General features: G+C 70.1%; 22 protein-coding genes and 1 pseudogene. 4 read left to right on the top strand and 19 right to left on the bottom strand.

The window, feature by feature from the left end; all coding sequences use genetic code 11:
• The first annotated feature begins 124 nt into the window (after nt 1-124).
• A complete protein-coding gene (locus ACLZOT_RS49030; protein ID WP_416975818.1) occupies nt 125-1,435 on the top strand; it encodes a helix-turn-helix transcriptional regulator in 1,311 nt (436 codons plus the stop codon).
• A 504-nt stretch (nt 1,436-1,939) separates the two neighbouring features.
• Complete coding sequence (locus tag ACLZOT_RS49025; protein WP_416975817.1) at nt 1,940-3,349, top strand: Twin-arginine translocation pathway signal; 1,410 nt, start codon at nt 1,940-1,942, stop codon at nt 3,347-3,349.
• 236 nt (nt 3,350-3,585) lie between these two features.
• Here the strand turns inward: ACLZOT_RS49025 and ACLZOT_RS49020 are convergent, their stop codons facing one another.
• The 15 genes and pseudogenes from ACLZOT_RS49020 to ACLZOT_RS48950 form a co-directional block, all read right to left on the bottom strand.
• A complete protein-coding gene (locus tag ACLZOT_RS49020) occupies nt 3,586-4,443 on the bottom strand; it encodes a GntR family transcriptional regulator (protein ID WP_416975816.1) in 858 nt (285 codons plus the stop codon).
• Nucleotides 4,444-4,569: 126 nt separating this feature from the next.
• Complete coding sequence (locus ACLZOT_RS49015; RefSeq protein WP_416975815.1) at nt 4,570-5,412, bottom strand: GntR family transcriptional regulator; 843 nt, start codon at nt 5,410-5,412, stop codon at nt 4,570-4,572.
• Between the two features lie 14 nt (nt 5,413-5,426).
• A complete protein-coding gene (locus tag ACLZOT_RS49010; protein ID WP_416975814.1) occupies nt 5,427-6,887 on the bottom strand; it encodes a GntR family transcriptional regulator in 1,461 nt (486 codons plus the stop codon).
• The gene (locus ACLZOT_RS49005) at nt 6,884-7,531 is read right to left on the bottom strand and encodes a hypothetical protein (RefSeq protein ID WP_416975813.1); all 648 of its coding nucleotides are present in this window, start codon (nt 7,529-7,531) and stop codon (nt 6,884-6,886) included. The genes ACLZOT_RS49010 and ACLZOT_RS49005 overlap by 4 nt, the downstream gene beginning before the upstream one ends.
• Before the next feature lie 33 nt (nt 7,532-7,564).
• Nucleotides 7,565-9,019 carry a zinc-dependent metalloprotease gene (locus tag ACLZOT_RS49000; protein ID WP_416975812.1) on the bottom strand — a complete coding sequence of 485 codons (1,455 nt, stop codon included), beginning with the start codon at nt 9,017-9,019 and terminating at the stop codon, nt 7,565-7,567.
• Nucleotides 9,016-10,098 carry a hypothetical protein gene (locus ACLZOT_RS48995; protein ID WP_416975811.1) on the bottom strand — a complete coding sequence of 361 codons (1,083 nt, stop codon included), beginning with the start codon at nt 10,096-10,098 and terminating at the stop codon, nt 9,016-9,018. Before ACLZOT_RS48995 ends, ACLZOT_RS49000 begins: the two co-directional genes overlap by 4 nt.
• Nucleotides 10,098-10,910, bottom strand: coding sequence for an SAM-dependent methyltransferase (locus tag ACLZOT_RS48990; RefSeq protein ID WP_416975810.1), 813 nt, complete (start codon nt 10,908-10,910; stop codon nt 10,098-10,100). Before ACLZOT_RS48990 ends, ACLZOT_RS48995 begins: the two co-directional genes overlap by 1 nt.
• A complete protein-coding gene (locus tag ACLZOT_RS48985; RefSeq protein ID WP_416975809.1) occupies nt 10,900-11,721 on the bottom strand; it encodes a GntR family transcriptional regulator in 822 nt (273 codons plus the stop codon). The genes ACLZOT_RS48990 and ACLZOT_RS48985 overlap by 11 nt, the downstream gene beginning before the upstream one ends.
• Nucleotides 11,722-11,961: 240 nt before the next feature.
• Nucleotides 11,962-12,375: a LuxR C-terminal-related transcriptional regulator gene (locus ACLZOT_RS48980; RefSeq protein ID WP_416975830.1), complete on the bottom strand. Its 414-nt coding sequence runs from the start codon at nt 12,373-12,375 to the stop codon at nt 11,962-11,964.
• A 42-nt stretch (nt 12,376-12,417) separates the two neighbouring features.
• A pseudogene (locus ACLZOT_RS48975) lies at nt 12,418-12,609 on the bottom strand (helix-turn-helix domain-containing protein); the annotation flags it as partial.
• A gap of 193 nt (nt 12,610-12,802) precedes the next feature.
• Nucleotides 12,803-14,239 carry a glutamine synthetase family protein gene (locus ACLZOT_RS48970; protein WP_416975808.1) on the bottom strand — a complete coding sequence of 479 codons (1,437 nt, stop codon included), beginning with the start codon at nt 14,237-14,239 and terminating at the stop codon, nt 12,803-12,805.
• Entirely contained in the window at nt 14,240-15,652 is a 1,413-nt protein-coding gene (locus tag ACLZOT_RS48965) for an amino acid permease (protein ID WP_416975829.1), read from the bottom strand.
• Nucleotides 15,653-15,819: 167 nt separating this feature from the next.
• A complete protein-coding gene (locus ACLZOT_RS48960) occupies nt 15,820-16,818 on the bottom strand; it encodes a hypothetical protein (protein WP_416975807.1) in 999 nt (332 codons plus the stop codon).
• Nucleotides 16,818-17,303: an ATP-binding protein gene (locus ACLZOT_RS48955; protein WP_416975806.1), complete on the bottom strand. Its 486-nt coding sequence runs from the start codon at nt 17,301-17,303 to the stop codon at nt 16,818-16,820. Before ACLZOT_RS48955 ends, ACLZOT_RS48960 begins: the two co-directional genes overlap by 1 nt.
• Before the next feature lie 53 nt (nt 17,304-17,356).
• Nucleotides 17,357-17,764 carry a recombinase family protein gene (locus ACLZOT_RS48950; protein ID WP_416975805.1) on the bottom strand — a complete coding sequence of 136 codons (408 nt, stop codon included), beginning with the start codon at nt 17,762-17,764 and terminating at the stop codon, nt 17,357-17,359.
• 277 nt (nt 17,765-18,041) lie between these two features.
• On the opposite strand from ACLZOT_RS48950, the gene ACLZOT_RS48945 reads away from it, so the two are divergent.
• Both ACLZOT_RS48945 and ACLZOT_RS48940 read left to right on the top strand, forming a co-directional pair.
• Nucleotides 18,042-18,935, top strand: coding sequence for a helix-turn-helix domain-containing protein (locus ACLZOT_RS48945; protein WP_416975804.1), 894 nt, complete (start codon nt 18,042-18,044; stop codon nt 18,933-18,935).
• Nucleotides 18,935-19,222: a DUF397 domain-containing protein gene (locus ACLZOT_RS48940; RefSeq protein WP_416975803.1), complete on the top strand. Its 288-nt coding sequence runs from the start codon at nt 18,935-18,937 to the stop codon at nt 19,220-19,222. The genes ACLZOT_RS48945 and ACLZOT_RS48940 overlap by 1 nt, the downstream gene beginning before the upstream one ends.
• Before the next feature lie 519 nt (nt 19,223-19,741).
• Here ACLZOT_RS48940 and ACLZOT_RS48935 read toward each other — a convergent pair.
• The 4 genes from ACLZOT_RS48935 to ACLZOT_RS48920 all read right to left on the bottom strand — a co-directional run.
• Nucleotides 19,742-23,062 carry an SAV_2336 N-terminal domain-related protein gene (locus tag ACLZOT_RS48935; RefSeq protein ID WP_416975802.1) on the bottom strand — a complete coding sequence of 1,107 codons (3,321 nt, stop codon included), beginning with the start codon at nt 23,060-23,062 and terminating at the stop codon, nt 19,742-19,744.
• Nucleotides 23,063-23,064: 2 nt separating this feature from the next.
• Nucleotides 23,065-24,021 carry an AAA family ATPase gene (locus tag ACLZOT_RS48930; protein ID WP_416975801.1) on the bottom strand — a complete coding sequence of 319 codons (957 nt, stop codon included), beginning with the start codon at nt 24,019-24,021 and terminating at the stop codon, nt 23,065-23,067.
• Nucleotides 24,018-26,165 carry a trypsin-like peptidase domain-containing protein gene (locus ACLZOT_RS48925; protein ID WP_416975800.1) on the bottom strand — a complete coding sequence of 716 codons (2,148 nt, stop codon included), beginning with the start codon at nt 26,163-26,165 and terminating at the stop codon, nt 24,018-24,020. The genes ACLZOT_RS48930 and ACLZOT_RS48925 overlap by 4 nt, the downstream gene beginning before the upstream one ends.
• Nucleotides 26,166-26,168: 3 nt before the next feature.
• On the bottom strand, nt 26,169-26,635 hold a 467-nt coding region (locus ACLZOT_RS48920; RefSeq protein ID WP_416975799.1), incomplete at its 5' end, for a CU044_2847 family protein.

Here is a 26,635-nt window from a genome sequence, read left to right as displayed (position 1 = left end):
GGCAACCGTTCGACGAGTACAGCTCAACTGTTCGATGCGGCACAGGAGTTGGGTGTAGTGCCGGTGTAGTGCCGCTGCCACGCGCAGTATGCTGACGGCGACGCAGGATGATGGGATGCCAGTCATGGACGACCTGATCCGTCACCCTCTCGCTCACGCGCGGACCGAGCGCGGCTGGTCCCAGCCCGAACTCGCCCGCCGTATCCGGCGGGCCGCCCTGCGCCGGGGACTGCGTTCCGGGGTGGACCGGCAGCGCGTCTGGAGCTGGGAGAACAGCCGGGCCGTCCCCGACGCGGACTCCCAGATGCTCCTCGCCGACGTCTTCGAGGTCGAACCGAGTCTCGTCCCGGCCCTGGGCTGGCCGAACTGGCTTCCCGGCCGTGACACCGCGCTCCCTCTCGGCCCCTACAGTTCCGTTCCCGCACTCCGAGAGGCCCTGCGCGCCGTGGACCGCCGTACCTTCCTCACCTACAGCACCGCCGCCCTGACCGGACTGGCCCACCAGTGGGCCACCACCGAGCCCCGTTCCCCGGCCGAAGCTCTGACCGGCAGGCAGGTCGACGGGGAACTCGTCGACCTCCTCGAAGCCACCGGCCGTAAACTCACCGGCCTGGTCACCGCGCAGCGTCGGCACACCAGCACCCTGCTTGACGCACACCTGGCGACCGTCGCTGACCTCATCGACGCCCGCAACTACACCGAGCCCGTCGGCCGCCGCCTGCACGTCCTGGCCGCGCGCACGGCCTCTACGATCGGCTGGCACCGCTTCGACCAGGGCCACCATGCCGCAGCCGCCCGGCACTGGCACGGCGCCCTGCACAGCGCCCACGCCTCCGGCGACCGAGACCTCGGCGCCGGAATCCTCTCCGACTTCGCCTACCAGGCCACTTGGCTCCACGACCCCAAAACCGCGGCCGACCTCCTGGACCACGCCCGCACCCGCACCCGCCACCCCACCGCCCGCTCCCTCCTCCACCTGCGCCTCGCCCGCGCCCAGGCCGCCCTCGGAGACGGTGCCGCCTGCCGCACTTCCCTCACCCACGCTGAGACACAGCTCCAACGCGCCTGCGGAGACCCCGCCCCCGCCTGGTGCACCTGGATGCAGCCCGCCGACCTCCTCGTCGACTCCGGACAGTGCCTCCTCGACCTCGGTCACCCCGAACGCGCCCACCACCTCATCGGCGAAGGCATCACCCTGCTCCCCACGAGCCGGGACAAGACCCGGGCCGTGTTCCTCGCCCACGAGGCCCGCGGATACCTCACGGCGGGCGAAGCCGACCGGGCCGCCGCAGCCGCCACCGAAGCATTCCGCCTCGGCCACGCGATCGGAGCCCCCCGGTGCATCCACCTCGTCACCCAGATGACTCCCGACTTCAAACGGCACGCGGGCGCCGAAGGAGTCGACGAACTCCTCCACCACGCCCGCGCCGTCTGACCGGCGTAAGCCGACAACGGCGAGAATCCTCCGCCTCTCCGAGGAACCCGGGCGCCCGGAGGAAAAGGAGAGGACCGCCCCAGCCTCACAGCTACGACCGTGCGGGCGGGAGCACCGGCTCCCCGGCGGAAGTCCGGAGCCCTGACGTGCGGCCTCGAAGCCAAGTGCGTCGGAGATGGTAAGAGATCCGGTCGGTACCGGAACGGTGCTGACACCCATGATTACCCCTGAAGAGCCGAAGGCAGGGACGGCGCAAGCCGCTGCGGCAGTGTGCGCATCGGAAGATCCCGGTCTGCCGTACGGCCTCCTCGTTCCGTCCTTAGCGGTACGAAGACGCGATGCCCAGCGCCCGCCGAGCACCGAGTTCCACGGTGCATCTGCTACTGACGAACAGTCATTGCCGATGTTCTGTAGAGACATTGACCGGACTGCGCAATGCCGGTCCGGCGCATGGATGGGTCGGCACGGACCAGAGACGCGGCAGAGCGGCGGAGGGGCAGGGGAATGGGCGGAGTTTCCCGAGGTCGGCGTGCCGAGATCCAGCGCGAGGCGTCCCGGATCCGCACTCAATGTCAGCGTGTCGGATACGTCCAGGAGCGGATCGTCACCGCACCGCGGTCGGAGTTGCCCGAACTCACCGCCCTGGAGGCGTGGCGTCTGGCGCTGGGATGGTCGAGGGCCCAGGCGATCCGCGAAGTGGCTGCTACCTATCGGGACGACGGTCTGCTCCCGCCAGGTCTCACGCAGGCCATGCTGTGCCGCTACGAACACGGGCAGGACGCTCCCGGCGAGGAGTTCCGGCTGATGATCTCCCGCGCCTACGGGGCCCGTCCCGACCAACTCGGCCTGGCGACACACTGTCTGTGGTGCAGCACCTGCGCGTCCCCGCCGCCACTCCACTACGGTCGGCACCACAGCGAGGAGACAAGCACCGGCCGAGAGGGATCCATGACGACTGACAGCGGACTGCCCGCTATCCGCGAATCCGTCCAGTGGGCCGTCCTGGACGCACCCAGCGGCTCCCCGGCCCTGGTCGCCCTGGCCGAGGCCGCGGTGGAGCACTACGCCCTCCACTACAGCAAGCACCCGCCGGCACTCCTGCTGGAAGAAGTCCGCGCGACCCGCAACCTCCTCTCCACCGCGGTGGCCGCTGCCGACCCTGCGACGGCACAGAACCTCCGGCGCCAGGTGGGCTGGCTGTCCGCACTCCTCGGCAACCTCGCCTACCACCTGGACGACCGCCCCGGCGCCCGCGCCCACCTCACCCTCGCCGGCGCCCTCGGCGAATCCACCCACGAACCGGCCCTCACCGCCTGGGCCAGCGGCGCCCTCGCCATGGTCGCCACCGCCCGTCAGGACTGGAACCACGCCCGCGAACACGCCGAGTACGGCCTCCAGCACGCACCCCAGGGCCTGCGCCGCGCCCAGCTCCTGGGCTGGGCGCTCCTGCCCACACTCGCCGCGCTGAAACGGGTCCCGGAGGCGGACGACGCCGTCGCCGAGAGCGACGAGATCATGCGCACCGGCGTGGAACTCCCCGGCCGCTTCGGCTACGACCGTGCCGAACACCGCCTGCACGTCGCCGAGGCCCACCTCACCCTGGAACGGTTCGACCGCGCCGCCGGCGTCGCCCGCGAGTCCGTCGCCGCCGCCCCGGCCGAGACCCCCGGCTGGGTGGCGGCCACCCTCGTCCTCGCGCTCGCCGAAGCCCGCGATACCCCGGAACAGGCGGCGGGCCGTGCGCTCGGTGTCCTCGACCTCGTCCCGCCGCCACGGCTGCGCGCCACCGCGTGCAACCGCCTGGCTCGCCTCGCGCGGGTCCTCGGTACGTCGGCCACCGACTCGGCGGCCGAACTCGCCGAGCGCCTGCGGACGCTGCCCCCGCCGATTCGCCCCGACGGCACCGCCGCATAGCCGCCTGGCGCTGCTTCCCACAGCGGTGCCGGTCACTGCAGGACTCCGGTCGCGAAGAGGGCGAAGCCTTCGGAGTCGCATGCGGGCAGGTGCCGCCACGAGTCGGGCTGCACACCGAATCACGCGCTCTGCCGGGCCAGATCGAGCAGCGACGTGCTGATGCGGTCGCAACCCTCGCCGGAAGAGAGGCACGGCCCGCTGTACGGGGCCGTGTGTCGGCCGCAGGAGGGCCGGAGTCACGGACGGTCCTGTGCGGAGACGGTCCCGCTCGTCCGGGCAGTGTCCGTGCTCTTTGAGGGAGGTTCCTCGGCCTGTTCCGGCTGGGGCTTCCAGTCCGGATTCTGGACGGAAAGACTCCGGCCACTCCTGACGAGGCGCCCGTCCTTTTCCAGGGAACACAGAGCCAGACGCACAGTATTTTCGGTGGCTCCGAATCGGAGTCCTATTTCCCACCGGGTCGGTATCTTGTGACCGTCCCTCCAGTCCCCTTTTTCTATCAGTTCAATGATGATCTTCTTGAGGTGTTCGTCGTTCGACACCCCGGGTTCCCCGATCAGCCATCGTTCCCATCGGCCAGGCTGGATACACACCTGGAGGGTGTCGCCCTTCGGAAGGTCGGCGGGGTCGGTCACCACGTACCCCCGTCGGGGAAACTGGAGCAAGAGGTGATCCGTCGCCAGCTTCTGTACGGCGGTTTCGAACGTCTTCCAGGTCATCCGTATCTCCTTGGCGAGGACATTGAATGACGGGAGCCTGTGGTGCACCTCATAGGTGCCGTCAGTGATATGGTCCCGGAGGATTCTCTCCACTCTGTCGGCGCCGGAAGCCAGGATTTTTTGGGCCGGTCGGCTCCCTCCATGGGGGCGGAAAATCGCCGAGGACGCATCGAGAGCTCTGTGCACATACCCGAAGGAGCGGCCCACGTAATCCGCTATCCCCCTGATGCTGCCGCCGGATGAGTAAGCCTTGCGGATCGCCTCCCTCGCTTTTTCGCCTTCCTCTCCCTTGAGGTGGACTCCTTTCCCGAGTGCGCGTATTCCGTTCAAGTGCTTCTGCCATGTGAAGTCCGGATTCTCTTCGTCGACGGCGTTCAAGGGGGAGTCCTTTTCTCGGTGATCGTCTTTGGGGCTATGCGCGCCGCGGTTGTACGGCGGCGCCGGGGCGGGGGACAACTCCCCGAAGGTCGAGGCGGGGCGCAGGCAGGGTGGGGCGTGGGCTGATTAGCTCTGTTCGGCGGTCGGTGGCGGACAGGGGGCTGTGCCGATACGGCGGGGAGGTATACCCCGGGCGGGCGACGGGCAGGAAGGCGGGTCGGGGACGAAGAGGAACCTCTTGCGCCTGACGAGATGTCCGCGGTCTTCGAGCAAGTGAAGGGCTGACCTTACGGCAGGTCGGGAGGTGCCGAATTTGCGGGCTATGGCGGCTTGGGCCGGCACCCTGCTTCCGGCTGGCCAGGCACCCTCCCGAATCTGTCTTGTGATGGCTTTCTTGAGGTAAGCCACGTTCGTGACATTCTGGTTGCCGATCAGCCAATTCTCCCACCGTCCGGGAGAGACGCACACCTGAAGGGTGTCGCCTTTCGGGGGGTCGGCGGGGTCGATCACCACGTATCCCCTTCCCGGCACCAGAAGCAGGAGGCTTTTCAATTGAAGCTTCAGGGCAACCTGCTCAAGGGTGGTGCGACTCACGCCTGCTGCACGGATGAGGTCCCTGAGAGGCGGAAGTTTATGGTTGGGTTTGTAGGATTCGCTTGCGATGATCTCACGGAGGGTTTTCTCGGCTCTCTCCCGAGGAGGAAGGAGGTCCGGCGAAAATTCTTTTCTCCATCCTCTTGGCCTGAGGATTCCCGCACCGGAGACAATATTGCGCACACTCCCGTACGAGCGACCGAGATAGGCTGCTATTTCCCTCAGATTTCCCCCGTCCGCGTAGGCCGCAAGAATCGCCTCCCGCGTTCTTTCACCCTCGGCCCCTGCGATCCGCACTCCCTTCCCGGGGACATGGACACCTTCCAGATGCTGCTGCCACTTCGGAGCGGTGTCCTTCTGGCCGGTGGCGTTCACAGTGTTTTCTCGGTTCATCGATGATCGTCTTCGGGTCCTGGTCGCCGGGCCTGAGGGTCGAGGGCGGGTGAGTGGTTCGGCACCGGACCGGTGGCAGCCGGGACGGTGGCGGGCGGGAGGAGGCGCCGTGCGGTGTGTGCGATCTGGGCGCGGGCGTGGCGGTGGGATTCGGCGGGCAGGAGGAGGTAGGAGAGGGCCTGGCGCAGGACGGTCTCGACGGCGTGGAGGTGGCTGTCGCTTGTGGTGGTGCCGGCCAGGCGCCAGCGGATCTCGGCAAGGAGGTCGGCCAGGGCCCGGCTGTCGGCCGTGTCCGGCCGTCCGGGGCCGGGGCTGGGGAGGAGGTAGCGGCGCAGGGGGTGGGAGCGGCTGGCGGCGAGCATCCAGCAGGCGGCCGCGGTGAGGCAGTCGGCGGGGTCGGCGCCCTGTGCGCGGGTCTGGTGCCAGCGGCGGCTGCCGCCGTCCAGGAGCCGGCCGGTCTCGCGGGCCAGGAGCGCCTGGGTGATCCCGTCCCAGTGGGAGAACTGGTTGTAGAGGGTCTGGCGTGCCACGCGGGCGGCGGCTGCGATCTCCAGCATTCCCGTGCGCTTCCACCTGCCGGACCGGTGCAGGGCGAGTGCCACGTCGAGCACGGTCTCCTTGATCTTGTGCGTCGTGGACGGTGCGGTTGCCGGGTCGGGTCCGGGACGGCCGGCTTCTTCCTGTCCCGGCCGGCCGAAGGGCCGCTCGGTCGGGGCGTACGTCCGGGCCGGTGTCGTCAGCGCCCGCTCCAGGGGCCACCGTTCGGTGCGGACCCGGATCCTGAGCAGCTGGCCGGAGACCTGGCAGCGGCGGTCGCGGCTCCATGCGAGCAGGGACTTCGTCTCGTCCCAGAGGGTGTAGTCGGTCTCCTGAGAGGGCGGGGCGGGCGTGCCGGAGAGCCGGAGCAGGACGTCGCTCGGTGTGCGGGCAACGAGGTCGGTGACCCTCGTGCCGTCCCTGCGGTACTCGGAGACGGCCAGATAGCCGTCCGCGAACAGCGGCATGAGTGCCACACGGACAGTCCGGCCGGACACCCCGAACTCGTCGGCCAGCACATGCAAGGCGGGGATGCGTGTGCCGGACGGGTACGTCTTGTCGGCCAGCCGTTCACGGACGGCTTTCTCGACATGCACGGTGAGCGGTGTCCCGTCGTCCGGGGGCGTCCATTCCTGTCCCCTGACCCGTACCCGGGTCCCGTAGGGCGCCTGGGTCTCCAGAAGGCCGTCCTCGTGCAGGAGCCACAGGGCGCCGGTGACGGTGTGGACGGCCATCCGGGGGCGCAGCAGGTCCTCCAGATCGGCAGCTCGTACGAGATGCCCCGGCGCGAGTGTCCCGTTGAGGATGTCGTCGCGGACCGTGGTGTAGAGGCGGAGGACCCGGTGGCGGCCGGCGTCGTCGAGATGCCGGGTGATCGTCCGCGGGAGTTCGTCGAGGCGGTGGACGGGCAGCGTGGTCACGGCGTCCTCCCCCGGAATCCGGCCGTCTCGCCTTCGCCGGGATTCGTTGCGCCGGACAGGCGGGAGCGGGTGCGGGCCCCCGGATGGGTCTCCTGCGTCCGGTTCGCAACCGGCAGTGCCGGTCTCCTGACAGGCCCGTTGACCACGAGGCGGCGTCCTTCCCGGCGTAGCCGCCCTTCGTCTTTGAACCGTCGGGTCGCCGCGCAGACGGCGCTGCGGCAGACCTTCAGCTCGGCGGCCGGCACCCGGTACGACGGCAGGGGCGTCGCGGCCGGGTACGTCCCGTCCGCAAGCCTGCGGCGCACCACCGCCGTCACGTACGCCGACCAGGTCGGACAGCCCGCCGGAAGGCCCACCCGGGGACCGTGGCCGCCGGCGGCACGCAGCACTTCCTCCCGGGACAGCATCAGCACTACGGCCTTGGGTGATCGTCGGGTACGGCGGCAGATCTCGGCGACGTTCACGCCGGACAGGTAGGCGTCCCGGACCGCCGTGCGGACCGTCCGGTCGGCCGCCTGCTCCTCCAGCGACCTGGGCCAGGTCGTGGGCAGGCCGGCCAGGGCCTGCTGCCAGTCGGAGGGCCGGGCACCGGGGTCCCCGGCCTGCGGGGTGAGGCCGCCCTCTGCCCGGGGGTTCTCCTTCATGTCTTCTTGTCCCTCGTTCCTGCGGCGGGCGGGTCAGTTCTGTTGGGCTGGGGCGGCGGCGAGTCGTCGGGCCCAGGTGTCGGGGTCGGTGATCTCCTCGGTGGTGGGCAGCAGGGAGGCGTCGGTCCAGACCTGGTTGACCATGTCGGTGCCGTTCGCGTCGACGGCCCGCGCGATGAGGCGGAATCCCTGTTCGTAGTGGGAGAGGGGAAGGCTCAGCCTGGTGAGTCGGGCGATCGCCGCGTGGAGCCGGAAGCGCCGGGACCGCTTGGCGTGCTGGGCGGCGTTGACCGGTGTGCCGTAGAGGTGGGCGGTGATCTTGTGGTCGGCCCAGGTGGCGTGGCCTTCCAGTACGGTCGGTCCGGCGAGGCGGTCGCGCCCGCGGCGGTCGGGGAACAGGGTCTCCTCCCACGCGTCGGTGCGGGCTGCGAGCTGGGCGTGGTGGACGAGTTCGTGCGCGACGATCTGGGCCAGGCACTGCGGGCTGGTGTCGTAGCCGCTGTGCTGGAGGGTGCGGGGCGCGATCACGGTCTCGGTCTGGCCGTCGGTGGCTTCCATGGTCACCCCGGCGATCAGTGGCCAGATGACGACGGGGACGATCCCGCCGATCTTCAGGACGCGGCGCATCTGGGTGATCTCCTTGGGCGTCATCTCCAGGTCGGCTATGTCCCGGGTCAGGATGCGGCCGGCGTTGTACCGGAAAGCGGTCCGCCATTGCTTCGGCGTGATCAGGCGGAAACGGACGTCCGGCGGGACGGTGAGGCCCGTCGTCTCGGTCACGATCGGGGCGACGGTGTGGAGGATGGCGGAGATCTGCTCGGCGAGGTCGGGGTGGCGGCGGGTCTCGTCGAGGACGGCGAAGCGGGTCACTGGTTTCCTGTGGTCGGTGTTCAAGGCGTCGGAAGGGAAGATCAAGGCGGGGCAACCCCGCACGTGCGTGTGCCGGTTCGGCGGCACGCGTCCCGTGGTCGGGGGAGAGCGGCCCCGGGGCTGGGCGTGTGGCGAAGGCGAGGGCGGGTTCGCGCCGGTCACCACGAGGCGGCGGCCTTCCCGGCGCAGCCGCCCTTCGTCGCGGAGTTGGCGGACCACCTTGTAGACCACCTCGGGTCCCACGCCCAGTTCCCCGGCCAGGGTCCGGTGCGGGGGCAGCGGCCACTCGGCGCGGTAGGTGCCGTCCGCGAGCCGCCTGTGGACCACGGCTCTCACGTAGGCCGCCCAGCTGCGGTAGCCCGGCGGCAGCCGTGTCCGGTACCCGCGGGCGCCGGGCGCGCGCAGCACCCCTTCGAGGGAGAGCATCAGGCGTACGGCGTCGGGGGAGCGGCCGGTGCGGCGGCAGATCTCGGTGACGGGCGCCCCGGCTTCGTAGGCGCGGCGGACAGCGGTCCGCGCCACCGGATCAGCCACCTGGTCCTTGAGGGGTTTCGGCCAGGTCCGTGGCAGGCTCTCCAGCTCCCGCCGCCAGTCGGAGGGGGTCGCCTGTGTGGTCATGTCCGGTTCCCGGCGAAGCGGATGCCGTAGTACCGCAGGGCGTTGATGGCCTGGGCGGCCTCGGAGACCACGTCGAGCGGGGTGGTGCCGTCGGCGATCCGTCGTACGGCGTCGGCCCGCCACCCGTAGGGCAGGGCCGCTAAGCGGGTGGCGAGATCGGCGCCGAGCACACGGTCCTGGTCGCGGTAGCGGCCGGGTTCGTGGTCCGGGGCGGGGGACGGCGGAGGGTGGCCGGCGGCCGCCTGCCGGCGGGCGTACTGGAGCACGTCGTGGAAGGGAAGACCCCCGGGACCCCGCGAGAGGGAGAGCCGCTCCGGGCTCCCGGGCGGGGGCAGGATCTGCTCGTACCGGCCGCTGAGGGCTGCGGCCTGCCAGTCGGACGGCAGCTCGGTGAGGACGCTGAGCCAGAACTCGGCGGCGGTCCCGTGGGACAGCCGCCGGCCGTGGAGGGGCCCCGGCGCCCACAGACACGTGACCTGCCTGATTTCCCGTACAAACGTCCCGACTCCCGCCGGGTCCAGGGCGGGCACCGTTGCGCAGCGGCCGATCAGCCGGTGGACGGTGGCCAGGTCGCCCTCGGGCAGGGCGTCGAGGATGCGGGGGCGGGAGCGCAGCTCGTCCCAGGACAGGAGGGCCGCGTCGTGGGCCGCCTGTGCGGCATCGTCCGTGCCGCATCCGGTACCGGCGTCTTCCGTCAGAGTTTTGAGCGCGTGGTCGATCCGTACGGTCCGGCCGGGGTCCGTGCTCAGGGCGGGGTCGAGGTGAGGGGAGCAGCTGCCGGGATGGCCGGCGAACAGGGAGCACGCCGGGGTGTGCGGGCAGGGAGGCAGGACGTGGACGGGCAGCGGGCCGGTGGGCTGGATGGTCCAGGTCGTCCAGGCCGGCCGGCCGAGCGTGGCCCCCGCCCGGACCGCGTCCCGCAGAACACCCCAGTGCGGGCCGCGGACGTGTGCGGCGATCGGGCACTGGACGGACGACCTGAACAGGCTCCCGGGGGTGTGCGGACCGGCCGCGGGGACGAGCCGGCGGTCGACGCGGAAGCGGGCGCCGCACGTCAGCGGCTTCGCCGGTGGCAGCATCAGACGATTCCTTTCATGTGCGGTCCGCCTGAGATGCGGGCGACGCCTCCGTAAAGGTCCGTCGGCAGCGGACACGCGGGAGCCGGGGTGGGGCGCCACAGCGGGCACGAGACGATCCCGGGCTCCAGCAGAGTCAGTCCGTCGTAGAAGCGGGCGATCCGCTCCGCACTGCGCAGGGTGTACGGGAGCGCCCCGGTCGCGTCGTAACACGCGTGCGCCACCTGCAGGTTGAGGCTGGTGTCGGTGGCGTCGCAGTGCACGAGGAAACTCCCCGGGCACAGAGCGGCCGTCACCTTCCGGACGGCGGCGAGTGCCTCGTCGTCCGGAAGGTGGCCCAGGACGCTGGTGAGGACGAGCGCGACGGGGCGGGCGAAGTCCAGGGTGCGGGACGCGGTGTCGAGGAGCGGGCCGGGTTCGCGGAGGTCGGCGTGGAAGCTGTCGACGGCGCCCTCGGGGGTGCTGTGGTGCCAGGTCAGGAGGTGCATGACGACGTGCGGATCGTGGTCGGCGTACACGACCCGGGTGTCCGGGGCGATGCGCTGGGCGACCTCGTGGGTGTTCACGGTCCCGGGCAGGCCGGGACCGACGTCGAGGAACTGACGCACCCCCAGCTCCCCGGCGAGGACGGACACAGCCCGCTCCGCGAACGCGCGGGACGCACGCGCCACGATGTTGATCTGCGGGGCGAGTTCCCGGCAGACGTCCCCGACCACGCGGTCGGTCTCGTAGAAATCCTTGCCTCCGGCCCAGTAACCCCAGACCCGGGCCGAGGAAGGGACCCGCGCGCCGGTGGGCACCACGTCATGCAGCACGTTCCTCACCGCCCTCCGTGGCCGCCAGCAGATCTGCGGCCCGGTCCCGGGCGCTGTCGGGGACGCACAGCTCCCGCTGCCTCCAGACCAGCACGCCGCGTTGTTCGAGCGGTGCGAGGACGCGGGCGAGCTCGTACCGGGGCACGGCGGCCTGCCGTGCGAGGTCCGCCACTTCCGGCAGGGGGCCGGGGGCGTAGGTGCCGTCGGCCAGGCCGTGCAGGAGAGTCCGGCGGAGCTGGTCGGCCCTGCGGGCCCTGGTCCCCGGCAGCGGCCAGTACGTGGTACGGGACCCGACCCGCACGGTCGCGACCAGGTCCGGGACGTGGCGGGGGTCGGTGACCACCGTGCCGTACGACGGGACGGGGAGCACAAGCCCCTGACCTGCGAGCCGGTGGACCGCTTCCTGTACCGACCAGCGGAGGGCGCTGAGGTCGGCGGCCAGCGTCTTCATGGACGGCAGGGCGGTGCCAACCGGATACGTTCCGTCTTCGATCCGCCCGCGCAGCACGCCCGTCACCGCCTCCAGCCAGGACGCGTGCCCTTCCAGGACGGCGGAGCACCGCTGCGACCGCCCCCTGGGGCGCAGCACTTTCTCCTCGATCAGGATCCGCCGGATGAGAGCGTGGGAACGGCCGGTGACGGCACGGATGCCGCTCATGCTCGCACGGGCCTCGTAGGCGCGGCGGATCGCAGCGCGCACCACCGGGTCGGCCGCCTGCTCCGCCACAGAGCAGGGCCACTGCGACGGAAGGCCCGTCAGATGCCGTTTCCAGTCGGGTACTTGAGACTCGGGAAGGGGTGTATCGGTCATGTCTCACTCAGGTGGGCGATCGAGGTATCGGAGGCTGCCGGGCGTCCGGTGCCCCCTTCCTGCCTCCCCTGGGTCGCCGACGGCCCGGGGGAGGCAAGAAGGGGTGGCCCCGCCGCCGCGCCCGGTCAGGCGGGGAGCGGCCCGGCGGCGGGGCCCGGGGAATCCGTGCACGGCGGACAGGTGTCCACGGGGGTGCCGTGCACGGGCAGTTCACGGTGGGGATATCGGGTTCAGGCCCGGTCAGCCGCCGGCCGCGTCCGACGTCGGCAGGCCGTACTGCCGGGCACGTGTGATCAGATGCGCGGGCGACGTCGCCCCCAACGACTTCTCCAGATCACGGAATTCGCTGACTGCCTTCCGGGGCGAGCAGTCCAGCGCGGCGGCGATCTGTCCGATGGTCAGCCCCCCGGCCAGCAGCAGGATCAGCACGCGCTGCCGTTCGGTGAGGTCGAGACGGTCCGGGAGCAGGGCGGGCCGGGGCAGAAGCCCGGTGGCGTAGGCGGTCTCCACAGCAGCCGCAAGCCCCCACCTCCCGCTGCCCGCACCGGTCCTGCGCCGCACATTCGCCAGATGGAAGTGCACCGCCTTCACCGTGATGCCGAGGTCCTGCGCGACCGCCTTGCGCGTTCCGCCCTCGGCAATGAGCCGGAGCACCTGGAAAGGCCGGTTCAGCCCCTCTTGCGAGGTCGGGCCTCCCGGGGGCTCGATCCGGGCCCCCGCTTCCGTCAGCGCGCGATGCACGAACCCGTAGGAGCGCCCGCACTCGGCCGCCAGGCTCCGTATGGAGGCCGTGCCGCCCTCGTATCTCTGCTTCAGCTGCGCCCCGCACGCTTTTCTCTCCTCCGCGGAGAGCGGGATACGCGGTGGCGGCCACTTGAATTGCGTCACGTCAGCCGTTCGTTTCTGTGAGGTGTTCAGGTACACCCGGTACACCGGGGCCTCCCGGCGTACCGAAGAACAAGAAGAAGGGGCGGCCCCGCCGCCGCACCGGGGGAGAAGAGACGGCCGGCGGCGGGGCCCGGAAACCCGTACACGGCTGAGGAGAATCCCCACGGGGGTGCCGTGCGCGGGAAGCCGGTGGTCAGGCTCGGGTCAGCCAGCGGCGCCGTTCGACGTCGGTGACCTCGCGTTCCTGGTGGTCGAGTTCGAGTTCGGCAAGGCGGGCGTAGTGCTCGACGACCACCGGCCCGAGCGCCTCGCGGGCGAGGGTGCTGTCCTGGAAGTCGGCGAGGGCGTCGGTGAGCGTGGACGGCACGCGACGGCAGCCGGCCACGGTCCGGTAGGCGTTGCCGGTCTGCGCCGGGCCGGGGTCGAGCCGGTGCTCGATGCCGTAGGTGACGGCGGCCAGGACGGCGCTGAGGGCGAGGTAAGGGTTGGCGTCAGCCCCGGGTACGCGGACCTCCAGGCGGCGCAGGCCCAGCCGTCGTCCGCCGACGACACGGATCGCGCAGGTGCGGTTGTCGTACCCCCAGGTGAACGCGGTCGGCGCGAACGAACCGGGGACGTAGCGTTTGTAGGAGTTGGTGTTCGGCGCGTAGAAGGGGGCAAGTTCGGGGAGGGCGGTGAGCAGGCCGGCGATGGCGTGCTGTCCGGTCTCGGTCAGACCTCCGTCGTATCCGGCCAGCGCGCTGTTGGGGCCGGACCAGAGGGAGAGATGGAGGTGGAGGCCGTTGGCGCGGCCGGTTTCGGGGGCGGCCATGAAGGTGGGGGTCAGTCCGGCGCGGGCGCCGAGTGCGCGGGCCGCGTGTTTGAACAGCAGATGCTGGTCGCAGGCGGCGAGCGCGGTTCCGTAGCGGAAGGTCAGTTCGGCCTGCCCGGGACCGGCCTCGGTCTTGATCGCCTCCACCGGTAACCGTGCACCTTTCAGGGTGCGTTGGAGGTGACGCAAGAAGCGGTCGGAGGCGGGGTCGTGGTCGAGGGCGTAGTCGAGGTTCCCCGCTGCCACCGGACGCGGATCCCGGTACCCGCTCTCCTCAGCCTCGGCGTACGTGCCCTGGTAGAGGGAGAACTCCGTCTCGATCCCCACCATGGGATACAGGCCGTGCGCCCACAGCCGGTCCAGCTGGCGGCGCAGGATCTCCCGGGGCGCGACCTGAACCCGCGTGCCGTCGGGCGTCATCGCGTCCCCCATGACCAGCGCCGTGCGCGCCTCCCACGGCATCATCCGGATCGACGTCAGCTCCGGCCGCACCAGCAGGTCCTGGTAGCCGTGCTCCCACGAGGTCAGCGCGAAACCGTCCGCCGGGCTCATCTCGACGTCGGTGGCCAGGACATACGCACACATCCCGGCACCCTTCTTCGCAACCCGCCGGACGAAGTACTCCGCGTCGTACCGCTTCCCCTTCAGCCGGCCCAGGAGATCCGGGACAGCGAGGAGCACCGTGTCGATGAGCCCGGCCGCGACCTCCTCGCACAGGTCGGAGAACGCCACGGGAGCCGTGGCCTGCTGCTCCTCCGTCGTCTGGTGCGCGGACGTGAAACCGGCATCGGACTCCTCGGAGAATGTACTGGTCGCCACTCAGACCACCTCGTTCTCGAACGCGGCGGCTGAACCGTCCGCTGCGGGGACCTTGTACATACCGCCCTGCTTGTGCCACCAGGCCCAGGCCAGGAGGAGAACGACGAGCAGCGCGACGGGCGCGTAGTTGAAGGTGTCGACGGAGACCGGGGCGGTCTGGGGGAGGCAGAACAGGACCGTCACGAACACGACCCACAGGACAGCGACGGTGCCAACAATCACGCCCCAGCTCCCGAGGTTCCACGGTCCGGGCCGGAAGCGGTGGCGGTTCTTGACGCGTAGGAAGATTGGGATGGCGTAGGCGGGGGTGATGCCGATGACGTTGATGCTGGTGATCGCCGCGTAGGCGACCGGGCTGTAGAGGCTGGGGAGGGCGAGGAGTGCGGCGCAGACGACGGTGAGCAGGACCGCTTTGCGCGGGGTGCCGCGGGAGTCGACCTGGTGCCACAGGGCCGAGCCGGGCAGGGCGCCGTCGCGGGAGAACGCGAACACCATGCGGGAGGCGGCGGCCGTCTCCGCGTTACCGCAGCACAGCTGGGCGACAATCACGACCAGGAGCAGGAGCTTGGCCCCGGTGAGGCCGAGGGCGTCGAGGAAGATCTGAGCCGGAGGGACCCCCGTTGCGCTGCCGACGGTGCCGGCGTAGTCCTGGATCGCGAAGGTGAGTCCCGCGAGGAGGATGAACCCGGCGAGCCAGGACCAGCCGATCGCGTGGATGATGCCGCGTGATGCGGAGACTTGGGCGTTGGTGGTTTCTTCGCTGAGGTGGGCGGAGGCGTCGTAGCCGCTGAACGTGTACTGGGCGAGCAGCAGGCCGAGGAGGGCGACGTAGAGAGGGCTGGACCAGCCGGTGTTGTTGACGAACTCCCCGAACACGAACTCCGGCGATTGGTGACGGGAGGGGACGATGGCGAGCGCGCCGACGATGACCAGGACGCCGCCGACGTGCCACCAGACGCTGATGCTGTTGAGGATGCTCACCAGGCGCACCCCGCGGAGATTCAGGGTGAGGTGCAGGGCGAGGATGCACAGGAAGATGACCATGATCTTCCCCGGAGTGGGCTCGAATCCCCATTGGAGGTTGAGGAACGCGCCGGTGAACAGGGCGGCGCCGTAGTCGATGCCGGCGATCGCGCCGAGCAGGCCGAGGAGGTTGAGCCAGCCGGTGTACCAGCCCCACTTCCGTCCGCCGAGCTGCTCGGCCTGGTAGTACAGGGCGCCCGAGGTCGGGTAGGCGGAGGTGACTTCGGCGAGTCCGGCGCCGACGAACATCACCATCGCGCCGACCGCGACCCAGCCCCACAGCATGACAGCGGGGCCGCCTGTATTCAGGCCGAACCCGTACAGGGTCATGCAGCCGCTGAGGACGCTGATCACGGAGAAGCTGACCGCGAAGTTCCCGAAGGGGCCCATGCGGCGGGTGAGGACGGGTTCGTATCCCAGCTCCCGCAAGTACTCCGCGTCGGCCTTACGGGGAACCTCACGACGATCAGGACTCGGACGAGCCACAGACAAACCTCCAGAACGTAAGTCACGGAAGAAGAGGACAGGCTGACGCCATGCGTGGACCGGGGCGTGAGTCACCTGCGGTCCCTGGCCCTCGACGGGTGAGAAGAGAAGGACTCAGCGCGGGCACGCAGGAGCAGGGCCTCGCCGGGATCGGCCTGCGAGGACCCGGTGTAGACCGACGCCCACGGCTCCCGGCACGCGTACGGCTCCAGCGCCTCGAACACCTCGGCGGCCTCCCGGCGCCGCTCCCCGACCCACAGCGCGTACGCCAGCAGACTCAGGTCCCCCACCGACCTCAGCACCGGCGGAACCTTGTGGAACCACTGGTGGAAGGCGTCCAGCGTGCACGCGACCATCGGCCCGTCCGCCCAGAAGAACCGCCATGCACCGTCCACCGCACCCCGACGCTTCTGCTCCACGTACCCGTACGCCGGAAGCAGCAACAAAGGGGATACGGCGGGCCGCCGGGCCGCGACATACCGGCCGAAGTCATGCACGGCGGCAAGCGACGAGTCGACCCCGCAGTCCCGGGCGAGCAGGAACTGCACCACCCGGTGGTACGCCTCCCGGTTGAACGGATCGAGCTGGTCGATCCGGTTCAGCAGCCCCCACGGACCGCTGGGGAATCCCCACTCGCCGGACAGCACCCGGTGTTCCTCCCGCACCTGTCGCGTGTCGAGCTGCGCCAGCGCGAGCAGGCACACCCACGCCACCGGATCCTCCGGGCCCCGGTGGATCGCCTCCCACACCGCGGTACGGGCCCTCGCCTCGAACGTCAGGCTCTGCGGATGCCGCTTCCGCTGCGCCCGCAACGCCCGCTCCACCGCCACTCGCGCACTCATCAGCCACGCGTCGTAACACCCCGGCTCCTCCCGCAGCCACAGCGCCACCACGTCCGAGCGAGCCGCCGCCACCGCCAGCACCTGCGTACGCGACGTCCGCAACCTCCATCGCGCGCCCGTCACCCGCAGCAGATCCCGCATGCCCCGCCAATGCCCTGCCTGCACCTCCACGAGCGCCATCCGCAGTTCGTCGTCATGACCCGCCGGGTGATACACGAGATACGTCATCACGCCCCCCTGGCAGGGGAGTTGACGTCGTCCTGAACAGGGGAGAGCGGGACCTCGGCCCACACACCGTCCCCTGCGGAGAAGGCCCATTGCCCGCCCAGGCCCCGCACCACGGCGTCGACCAGAAACAGGCCCCTCCCCCTCTCCGTCAGAAGATCCCCCGCACCCCCAGCCGGCACGGACGGACACCCGTCACGCACCTCCAGCCGCACCCACCCACCCGAACACCGCCCCCACAACACCACCGGATCGGCCTCGCTGTGCAGGATCGAATTGGTGACCAACTCCGACACCACCAACTCCAGTTCACCGACCGCTTCCCTCCCACCCCCGCAACCTCGGGTCAACCACTCACGCGCGCTGCGACGCACATCCGGGACGTACCGGCAGTCGGCCGGGATCTCCATCTCGAACTCCTCGGCCAGAGCCCCCGCGACGTCCCGCCGACGCACCTCGGTCAGACCGACCAGACGAGCGCAGAGCATCAGGGACCGCCCCAACACATGACCGGTTGCCGCCGACGGACGTACCACCGCCCTCACCGCCGGCCTCCCTCGACCACCGCGACGAACGCCAAGTGCGCGCTGAACCAGGCCAGTTCCTCCGCGTACTCGTCCCGGCCGACGTCGAAGTGCGCCGGCATCACGACGCCGTCGGCACGCCCGGACCGGATCTGCTGCCGCACCAGGCCCCACCCCGGCCGGTCCGCGTACGCGCTCTGGGAGCAGTCGTCCGAGTACCAGTGCCCGGCCCGCCACCCCCGTGCCTCCGCGAACGCCCGCACCGTCTCCAGCGACCGTTCCTCGGCGTACAGACACACGCGCGGAACTCGTCCGTTCGCCAAGACCCGGGTGAGCGCCCGTTCCTGGAGCTTCCGGAGCACGGCCTCGACGCGCTCCAGGTTCACCCCGGTCGGACCCCGGTGGGGAGTGGTGCTGTGACGCATTGCTGGGCCTCGGCTTCGTGGAGGGTGCGCAAGGCAGCGCGGATGAAGGGGAGTTCGGGAGGCGGGAAGCGCCTGCCGGAACATCAGGATGGCAGTGAGAAGCACCGCTCGGAACCCGAAACAGAGAATTCTGATGTACTGTTTTTGCAGCAAAATCCGAACTCAGGGAATCAGCTTGAAGCAATACAGCGAACGTTCCGCGGTTTCGTGAAATGCACGTTGCGCAGGTCGAACGTTCGCCGTCAGACTGTGGACGACCATGCAGGAGGATGCAGAGATGTTCGACTCCGCGATGCCGGCGCTTGAGTCAGCGACACCCGCGCTGTGCCGACTCCAGCTCAGCAACGAACTGCGCCGACTTCGCCTCAGGGCGGGCAAGAAGGGCGCCGAGGTCTGCCGCGCGCTCGCGTGGCCGCCGTCGAAGCTGACCCGGCTGGAGACTGCGGACAACGGGACCGTCGAACCGGCGGACGTGATCGCCCTGTGCCTGATCTACGGCGCGCTGCCCGAGGAGCAGAGCACGCTCGTCGGGTACGCGAAGGTCACCAAGACCAAGAAGGACTGGTGGCAGATCCAAGGCATCCGGGATGTCATCCCACCGAGCTTCAAGGCGTACCTCGGCCTTGAGGCCACGGCCGAGAAGATGGAGAACTACCAAAGCGAGTACGTCCCCGGCCTGCTCCAGACCGACGCCTACGTCCGTGCCATCCACGAACATGCGCACGCCGGTCTACCAGCCGAGCAGATCGAAAAGCTCGTCGCGGTTCGCATAACTCGTCAAGACGTCCTGCACCGGGAGACTGGTGCCCTGGAGTTCACCGCGATCATCAACGAGGCGGTGCTTCTCCGGCAGGTCGGTGGCGCCAAGGTCATCAAGGAGCAACTCCTCCACATGGCTGACCTTGCCTCCTCCAACCCGAATGTCAAGATCCAGGTCATGCCGTTCGCGCTCGGGGCGCACCGAGGCATGAACGGTGCTTTCACGCTTCTGAAGTTCGGAGCACTCGCCCTCAAGCCGATCGTCTATCTCGAAACCTTCGCCAGCGCAGGTGTGTCGCGGCGCGAGGACGACGTGAAGAAGTACGGGCAGGCGTTCAGCGACCTTCAGGCACTCGCTCCGGGTTACAAGGAGTCCCAGAGCATGATCTACGCAGCAAGCAAGGAGTTTTGATGCCCATCCGAGCCGATGACCTGAACGTCGACTGGTTCTCGTCCAGCTACAGCAACAACCAGGGCGGTCAGTGCGTCCAGGGCGGGAGGATAACCGGCGCGATGGCCCTCGACTGGTTCTCGTCGAGCTACAGCAACGACCAGGGCGGCGAGTGCGTCCAAGGCGGAAGGATGACCGACGCCATGGCCGTCCGCGACTCCAAGCTCCCCCACGGCGCCGCGTTCATAGTCCCCGCCGCCCCCTGGACCGCCTTCATCAGCGCCGTGAACGCGGGAGAGTTCAACTAGCCCCGCCCAGCGAGAACCCGAAGCGGTCCGTCCCTCCCCGGAGGAAAACGGACCGCTTCGCGCATCCAACGAGCCACGACACACGAACGCCCTTCCCTCCGGCGCCAACCCAGGTGAGAGTCGCCGAGATCAACCAAGGCCCGGATTCTGCTGCTCCCTTCGTCGCCTGGCCACTGCCTACTTGCACCCCTAGGCATGGTCAGCCCGTCACGTACGGACCGACTTCCTTGTGCTCGTGACTGACCACGCACAGGAGCCTGATCCAGGGTCAGGACGACACAGCTGTATGTGACGATCAAAGCCCTGCGACCAGGCACTGGCTCATAGATTCACACCCAGCCCTCGACCGGCATCCGAAGCAACACCCCCACTTGCACTTCGACGCTCCGGAACCTCATTGCCGTGGCCCTGCGTGATGCCAACAGCGGCGCGGCTTTGAGCGCCAAGCACTCTCGTCCCCGCTTGGCCGAAGGCGTTGTCGTCGAGGTTGTCCAGCAGCCATGAGCGGGTGTTGCCCGGTCAGGCGGGCCCCGCCACCAGCTCTGCAAGGCGGAGGAATGCGCGTGTCGTCGCTGCCCGCAGCCGGTCCGGCTCCCAGCGGGGTGAGCGCAACGCGCTGTCGAAGGGAACCCGGACCGTCCGCTCCGGGCCGATTCCTAGGCGCTGGGCGAAGCTCTCGTACGGCGTGTGGCGGGAGGACGCGTCCAGTTGGGTGGTGACCAGGACAGCCTGGTCGGCGAGGTGTCCGTGTCCGCTCTCGCGGATCACGCCGAGGATGCGGACCGCGCCGTCGAGGAACCAGTTGTTGGAACCGCAGCACAGGATCAGCCGGTCCGTGTGATCGAGGACGACGCGGGCCGACCAGTCCAGTCGCTGAGGTGCCCAGTCCGTCAGCACGAAGGAGTAGTACGGCGCCGTGTGCACCAGCACCCGCGTGTACTCCTGCGCGTGCAGCGGGTTGGGGGTATAGCGGCCCGAACGGTGTGCGACCACCTGGAGTCCGGAGGCGAGCCTGGTGGTGAGCGCGCGAACGCCCTCGTACGCCGGGTCGGCCCGCAGCGCGGCGAGGTCCCGCACGGTGGCTGGGTTGCGGGAGGTGAGGAACTCGTCGAGTGCTCCCTCGGTGGGTGCGCCGTCGAGGGCCAGCACCGGCTCGCCGCGCACGGCGGCGAGGAGGGAGCCCAGCACGACCGTCGTCGTGGCTCGTCCGCTGTAGGGGTAGGCGCCGACGAGGGTCAGACGCCTGTTGTACGTCAGCGGGAAGCGCAGCCGTTCCAGGCCGGCTTGTGCCTCCCGGCGCCCCGGGCCGAAGCGCGGCAGCCGGAAGGCGACCTGGGCGGGGGTCTCCCGCGGCGGGGCGACCGGGACCCGGGCTGCGGTGAGGATGTCGTCGTGTCCGGCGGGGGTCTGGGCGGCGCCGGGACGGTGCAGTGCGATGTACCGGGCCAGCGCGTCGGCGACCTCGCTCGCGGTCGGCCGTCGTCCGGAGTCAGGGTCCTGGCAGCGCAGCACCATTTTCCTCAGGGGTTCCCAGGTGTCGCCCTGCCACAGGTGCATGCCTTCGGGAAGTCCTGGTACGCGCAACCCCGCTTTGGTGCTGATGAGCTGAAGCAGTCCGCCGAGCGAGCGGATGTTGTCTGCGGGCGTGAGTACCGGCCCCGCACCCAGACGGTGTCCGTCGATGGCGCAGTCCGAGAGGTCGCCGAGCACCACTGTGCGGCGCAGCACGTAGACGTTGTCGGAGCTGAGATCCGTGAGGACCAGGCCGGCGGCATGGCACTGGGCGAGGGCGCTGGCCACGTGGTAGCCGACGAGGAGACCGCGGAGCGTGTCGAAGGGGGCGGTCCTCCTACGGAACGCCTCGTCGACGAACTCCCCGAGGTGCGCGGGCCGAGCACGTGGCGCGTCGCTGTCCACGATCGGTGTCATCGCCAACCACGGCGGGGAGTCCTCGAACCTGGTGGCGAGCAGCGCGGGTGCGTACAGTCCCCGCAGCCGGGCCAGTGCCTCGGCCTCCACTTCCAGCAACCGCGCGTTCGAGGCCGGCCGGTCGGGCCGGGGGACCCGCAGTACGGCCTCCACACCGTCGGCGGCCACGGCCCGGTAGAGCAGGGTGCGCCGGCCCCGGCGTCGACCGCGCAGTTCGTACGCACCCAGGCGGACGGGATCCCGGTCGGTGAGCGGCGCCCAGTCGTCGACGGCTTCGAGCGCAGGCTGCTCCCGGTCCGCTCCCGGAAGCGGGGAGGCACGGTCGAAGGACACTCCGAAACGGCTCAGCAGCCGCCGTTCGACGCTGGTGAACGGTTGGTGGGCGGTGGCCAGTTGCGCGGGACCGTCAGGGTGGGCCAGCCAGGCGGGGAAGTCGGGGGACCGGCCGGCGAGGTCTTCCAGCCGGCGGCCGATCAGACGGCTGGTGCGCAGGAGTTCGGCCTGTGGCACCGCGTGCAGCAGCAGCGCTTTGGACTGCTCCGAGAAGTCGAACACGCGATGCTTCGCCGGCAGAGGACCGGGGACGGGTGCGGGGTGCGGCTGGATCAGGCCGCCGAGGAAGACTTCCGCCAGGTGCGAGGGCTGTGCCGCCAGTACCTCGCACTGCACCAACCGCATCACCGGGACCGACAGCGGGGACACCGCCGACAGATGGGCCGCCAGGCGGTAAGCCTCTGGGGTGGCCGCGTCCCTGAAGTGCTGGGTGCTGTCCGCTTCGTGGGAAGCGGCGACGGCGCCGTACTGGCTGGGGTGGGTCAGTAACGGCAGTTCGGCGGTGGCGCCGGGGGAGGCGAGCAGTCGCGCCCAATGGTGCAAGGACGCGGCCGTCGGCTCCAGGACGGCCACCGGTGCTCCCTCGAAGACGGACAGCTCCGGCGGCAGTACCGGATCGGTGATCTCCCAGAAGGTGCCGGGAGATCCGATCCTCCGGGTGGAGACCTGCCAGCGTTCGGCGGCGATACCGGACGCCTCCCACATCTCAGGAGGCAGGGTGTGCAGCACTGCGACCGGTCCGTACGCCGACCGCTCGGCCAGCAGGCGGTGCATGGCTCCGGCACGCCATGCGGCCCCTATGCCGTCGCTGACGGTCAGGACGAGGGTGCGGCCCGAGGGATCGTTGATCGCGGTGAGCGGCAGTTCTGTGCTGTCGGGCCTGAAGGGAGCCGCCCGCAGACGCGGTTCGCGTCCCCGGGTGTCGAGGCCGAACACGCGAGTGGTGACGAAGGCGCCCAAGTGCTCCAGCAGGACCCGCACCTCTACGCCGAGCCGGTGCCACAACAACATGGACAGGCCGTCGTCGACGAGCAGCGCCAGATGCAGCCAGCGCTCTTGTACCGGACGCTCCACCACGTCCGGCAGGCCGGTCTCGGCGAACCGGGCAGCGGTGCGCCTCTCGTCGATCTCGCGGCGGTGGCGGCTGGCCTGGCGGCGCCTGAGCGGTCTCAGCGCGCGGCCCAGAGCGAGTTCGTCGCCGAGTGCCTTGTCCTCGGGAACGCGGACCGGCATTGCGTTGCGGGACTCCGGCCGGGGCCGCGGTAGCGGTGCTGTTGGTGCCTGGCGGGCCGCACCGTACAGGGCCTGGGGGATGAGATCGGGCAGGCCCGGGTCGTCAGGGTCCGGCGCCGTGGGCTCGTCGGCGATCCGGTGGTCCGGTTCGGGAGGGGGCGGAGGAGCAGGCCGGGGGCCGGGTGCGGCCGGCCGTGGCAGCAGCGGTGCGTCCTGGTCGGCGGGCAGGCGCCGGGCCAGCCACAGCACGTCCAGGAGCTGGTCGGCGTCGAGTTCCTCCAGGCCGTGTCCGCAGGGCCGCAGGATCCGCAGAGCCTCGCCCAGCAGCCCGCCTCCATCCGGCATGGTCACAGAGCTCCGGTCAATTGGTGCAGCACGGCGTCGAGGAGCCCCTCCGCATCCAGATCCACACCGCCGGTGCGCAGGAACACCGCGTTCAGCAGCTGGTCGGTGGCGAGTTCACCCGGCGCGCGACGGTGCAGGAACGCCTCGATCAGGTCGTCCGCCTCGCGCATGGCCTCCTCGCCCAGGTGTGCCGCGACGATGGCTCGTAGCCGGTCCGCGTCGGGTACCGGCAGCGCGAGGCGGACACAGCGGCGCAGGAACGCGGGAGGAAAGTCCCGCTCACCGTTGCTGGTGATGACGACGACAGGGAACTCCGCGCACTGGACGCGGCCCTGGTGTACACGGACGGTCGCGCCGTGGTCGTGGGTCTGCACGTCGACGTCGGCCATGTCCTCCGGGAGCCGGGAGAGTTCCGCGATCTCGAAGACACCCTCCTCGAAAACGGTGAGCAGGTCGTTCGGCAGGTCGACGTCGCCCTTGTCTATCTCGTCGATCAGCAGACAGCGCGGCGTCACCGACGGTACGAGTGCGGTGCCGAGCGGACCCAGCCGCACGAACGTGCCGATGGACGGCTCGCGTTCACCGCGGTCCCGGCTGAGCGACGCCTCGTGCAGACGGCCGATCGCGTCGTACTCGTACAAGGCCCGTTCCACGGTGGAACGACTGTTGACCGGCCAGCGCAGCAGCTCGCCCAGGCCCAGTTCGTGCGTGATCGCGCGAGCCAGCGACGACTTGCCGGTCCCGGCGAGTCCGGTGACCAGCAGGGGACGGCGCAGATGAAGCGCGGCGTTGACGACGTCGGCGTGCCGGTGCTCGATGAGGTACGGCAGCTCCGGGCCCAGTCCGGGGACGGGTGAGAAGCGCCGCCACGGCGGTGCGGACGGCAGGGCGACGGGCCTGGGGACGCCGTCGCCGCGGAAGAGGCGCCAGTCCGCCTCGGAACCGGACGCGGATGTCATGTGCTCTCCTGTGGTTCGCTCAGCTGTAGTCGAGGGACGGCGCGGTCGGCGTCGGCCCAGGCGAGGACCGGACGGCCGGGAAAATCCGGTGGCCGGGCCAGGGCGTTGGCGCGGTAGCCGCGTACTCCTTCCGGCAGTTGCCGGGTGGCGACCTCGGCCATGTACCTGACGACGTGTGACGTTTCGTTCGAGCCGCGGTCCCACACCACCACCGGGATCCCCAGGGCGAGGCAGGTCTGCACGATTCTGCGCCGTGAACGGCCGGGCGGCACATCCACAGAGACGCGGACCGTATCGAGTCGGTTGACCAGCTCCGGGTAGACCGTGTCGGGATTCATGGACGCATCGATCGTGAAGAACTCGCCCGAGTCGAGGAGGCTCCAGCGAGTGCGCCAGTGCGACAGAAACCGTCCATGCCGACGCAGAAGTTCAGGACAGTGCACGACCACAGGAAACTCCACGCCGAGCACACCGGGCACGAGTTCCCCCGGCATCCGCGCAGCCCACTCGTCGACCGGCAGATCCAGGCCGTCGCGGTCCACCAGCACCTCGACCATCGGCGGCGGGGCGCTCCCGGCGGCGATGGTGAGCGAGGTGACGGCCCGCAGCACCTCCTGCGCCGCCTCCGACGACGTGTACGACACGGTGCTCTCGCACGACACCCGCCGCAGCCCGGATCCCTCGTCGCACCAGACCCCCAGCCGATGTCGGCCCGGTCCCGCGCGGGTGACCTCGACCAGGACACGGACGCGTGCGGAACGCTCCCGTACGGAGCGGATCCACACCAAGGCGTCTTCCCGCCGTTCGGCGAGAGCTCCCCGGGAGATGCCGAGCCGTGCGGCCACCGCCTTCGTCCAGAGCCGCAGTTCCGCGCGCAGAGGCTCCGCACACAGTTCGGCGACGTACTCCATAGCCCGCAGCAGCGCCGGAACCCTCTGCTCCCCCTCCGAGTGGCGGCCGTCTCCTGCGAACTCCTCCAGCTGGCCGAGCAGCCCGTCAAGATCCCTGCCGTCCGGGTAGACCGCCAGGTGCGGCAGCGCGCCGCGTACTGCTTCCCCCAGCCGGCCGCGCGCCTCGTCGTCCATGAGCCGCAGGCGGGTGCGGAGTTCACCGTACTCCTGAGGGGTCAGCAGCAAGGCGGTGGGGACGAGACCGGCGGCCGTCAGGAGACGGTCGGCGCTGTCACCGGGTTCACTACGCAGGATGGCAGTGAGCGCGGGAAGCGCGCGCGGATGCGCGAAGAGGAACGAGGCGAACTCCTCTGGGGCGGGAGGGGTGACGTCGCTCGCGTACCGGACACCGCACGCGCGGGCCAGCCGCCGGCCGTGCTCGACCCGTCCGTTCCCCGGAGGAAGCAGTTCCGCCAGGAGGGCTGCCAGCACTCCGACGGCCGGGTCCTCTAGGTCGATCGGATCGGGTGCTGCCTCGTCCAGGACTCCCAGCGGAAGCAGTTCGTCCTCGATGCGCTGCCAGGGAATGACCCAGCTGCGCCGGATCATGTCCTGGGGACTGTACGGCCCGAACCTCCCGGAGGCCGGGTCCCGCTCTGGCATGAAGTGAGCGGCGACCAGGCCGACCACCGCGTGATGGTCCGAGGACCACAGGGGACCGCCGCTATAGCCGGGCCCCACGGCCTTGCCGGTGGGTGCTCCGTCGACGTAACCCACAGGACCGGTGATCATGGTGACGGTGACCTCGGCGAACGACGATTCATCGCCGCCGCCGTGCCACGCTAGCGCCCGCTGGTGGGGCGACATCATGGCCCTGCGCGGTGGCACGGGCAGGTCGCTTGAGGTCCCTTCGAGGCGCAGCACCGCCAGGTCTCCGAGCCAGGTGCGGTCCCCTTCACGGACCTTGCCACCGTTCGCGGAACGTGGCGGGATCCAGTGCTCCACATGAGCGTAATGCCGACGCGAGCCGAGCCTGCCGTGCAGGTCCACCGGAACCGTCCCGAGACCGGGTTCGCGGGGATCGAACGGAGCACGGCCCAGCGCGTCGTTGACGACGTGCGCACAGGTGAGGACGGTGCCGACGCCGATCACCACACCCGCTCCCGCGGTCCGGTCGGTGTCCGCGCGGCGCACGGACACCACGTGGTGGGACGGATCCTCGTCCGGAGCCGTCCCGCCCAGGAACCAGCCCACGGCTCACTCCGCCGCCGGTGCCGCCGACGGACCCGCATCGGCCGAGGGAGGTCTCCACGTCGCGGTGACCGTGAGGTGCGCCTGCGCACCGCCGCCGACGATCCCGAACCTCAGGTCCTGTCCGACCTGTACTCCGAAAGCCACACTCAACTCGCTCGGCGGCTGCGGCACGGCCAGCACGACGTCGTGCACCTCCCGCAGCAGCGGTCTCAGCGGTTGCAGCGCCATCCGCAGCGCGCCCGCCGTGAACTCGGCAGCGATCCGCTGTCCGGAGGCCACCGGTACGACAGTCCCCATCCCCTCGGGAAGGTCGTCGTCCCGTTCGGAGGGGTGCACAGCCGGGACATCGGAGAGCAGGAACCTTACGGGTGTACCGTCTTCGAACTCTGCGTCTAACCTCGCGCTTTCATGAAGCGGGCTGTCCGGCAGGCGGTCAGGAAAGCAGAAAGTGCCTCTGACCAGCGAGAATG

The organism is Streptomyces sp. 4F14 (assembly GCF_048159485.1).
Lineage (GTDB): Bacteria > Actinomycetota > Actinomycetes > Streptomycetales > Streptomycetaceae > Streptomyces.
Note: the sequence above shows the minus strand (reverse complement) of the source record. Positions and strands in the feature narration are given on the sequence as shown.

What these genes read in the sequence shown, in the direction of transcription:
- ACLZOT_RS49030 (WP_416975818.1), top strand. Translation starts at nt 125, where the DNA reads ATGGACGACCTGATCCGTCACCCTCTCGCTCACGCGCGGACCGAGCGC.
- ACLZOT_RS49025 (WP_416975817.1), top strand. Translation starts at nt 1,940, where the DNA reads ATGGGCGGAGTTTCCCGAGGTCGGCGTGCCGAGATCCAGCGCGAGGCG.
- ACLZOT_RS49005 (WP_416975813.1), bottom strand. Translation starts at nt 7,531, where the DNA reads ATGAAGGAGAACCCCCGGGCAGAGGGCGGCCTCACCCCGCAGGCCGGG.
- ACLZOT_RS49000 (WP_416975812.1), bottom strand. Translation starts at nt 9,019, where the DNA reads ATGACCACACAGGCGACCCCCTCCGACTGGCGGCGGGAGCTGGAGAGC.
- ACLZOT_RS48995 (WP_416975811.1), bottom strand. Translation starts at nt 10,098, where the DNA reads ATGCTGCCACCGGCGAAGCCGCTGACGTGCGGCGCCCGCTTCCGCGTC.
- ACLZOT_RS48985 (WP_416975809.1), bottom strand. Translation starts at nt 11,721, where the DNA reads ATGACCGATACACCCCTTCCCGAGTCTCAAGTACCCGACTGGAAACGG.
- ACLZOT_RS48965 (WP_416975829.1), bottom strand. Translation starts at nt 15,652, where the DNA reads ATGGGCCCCTTCGGGAACTTCGCGGTCAGCTTCTCCGTGATCAGCGTC.
- ACLZOT_RS48960 (WP_416975807.1), bottom strand. Translation starts at nt 16,818, where the DNA reads ATGACGTATCTCGTGTATCACCCGGCGGGTCATGACGACGAACTGCGG.
- ACLZOT_RS48955 (WP_416975806.1), bottom strand. Translation starts at nt 17,303, where the DNA reads ATGCTCTGCGCTCGTCTGGTCGGTCTGACCGAGGTGCGTCGGCGGGAC.
- ACLZOT_RS48950 (WP_416975805.1), bottom strand. Translation starts at nt 17,764, where the DNA reads ATGCGTCACAGCACCACTCCCCACCGGGGTCCGACCGGGGTGAACCTG.
- ACLZOT_RS48945 (WP_416975804.1), top strand. Translation starts at nt 18,042, where the DNA reads ATGTTCGACTCCGCGATGCCGGCGCTTGAGTCAGCGACACCCGCGCTG.
- ACLZOT_RS48940 (WP_416975803.1), top strand. Translation starts at nt 18,935, where the DNA reads ATGCCCATCCGAGCCGATGACCTGAACGTCGACTGGTTCTCGTCCAGC.
- ACLZOT_RS48935 (WP_416975802.1), bottom strand. Translation starts at nt 23,062, where the DNA reads ATGCCGGATGGAGGCGGGCTGCTGGGCGAGGCTCTGCGGATCCTGCGG.
- ACLZOT_RS48930 (WP_416975801.1), bottom strand. Translation starts at nt 24,021, where the DNA reads ATGACATCCGCGTCCGGTTCCGAGGCGGACTGGCGCCTCTTCCGCGGC.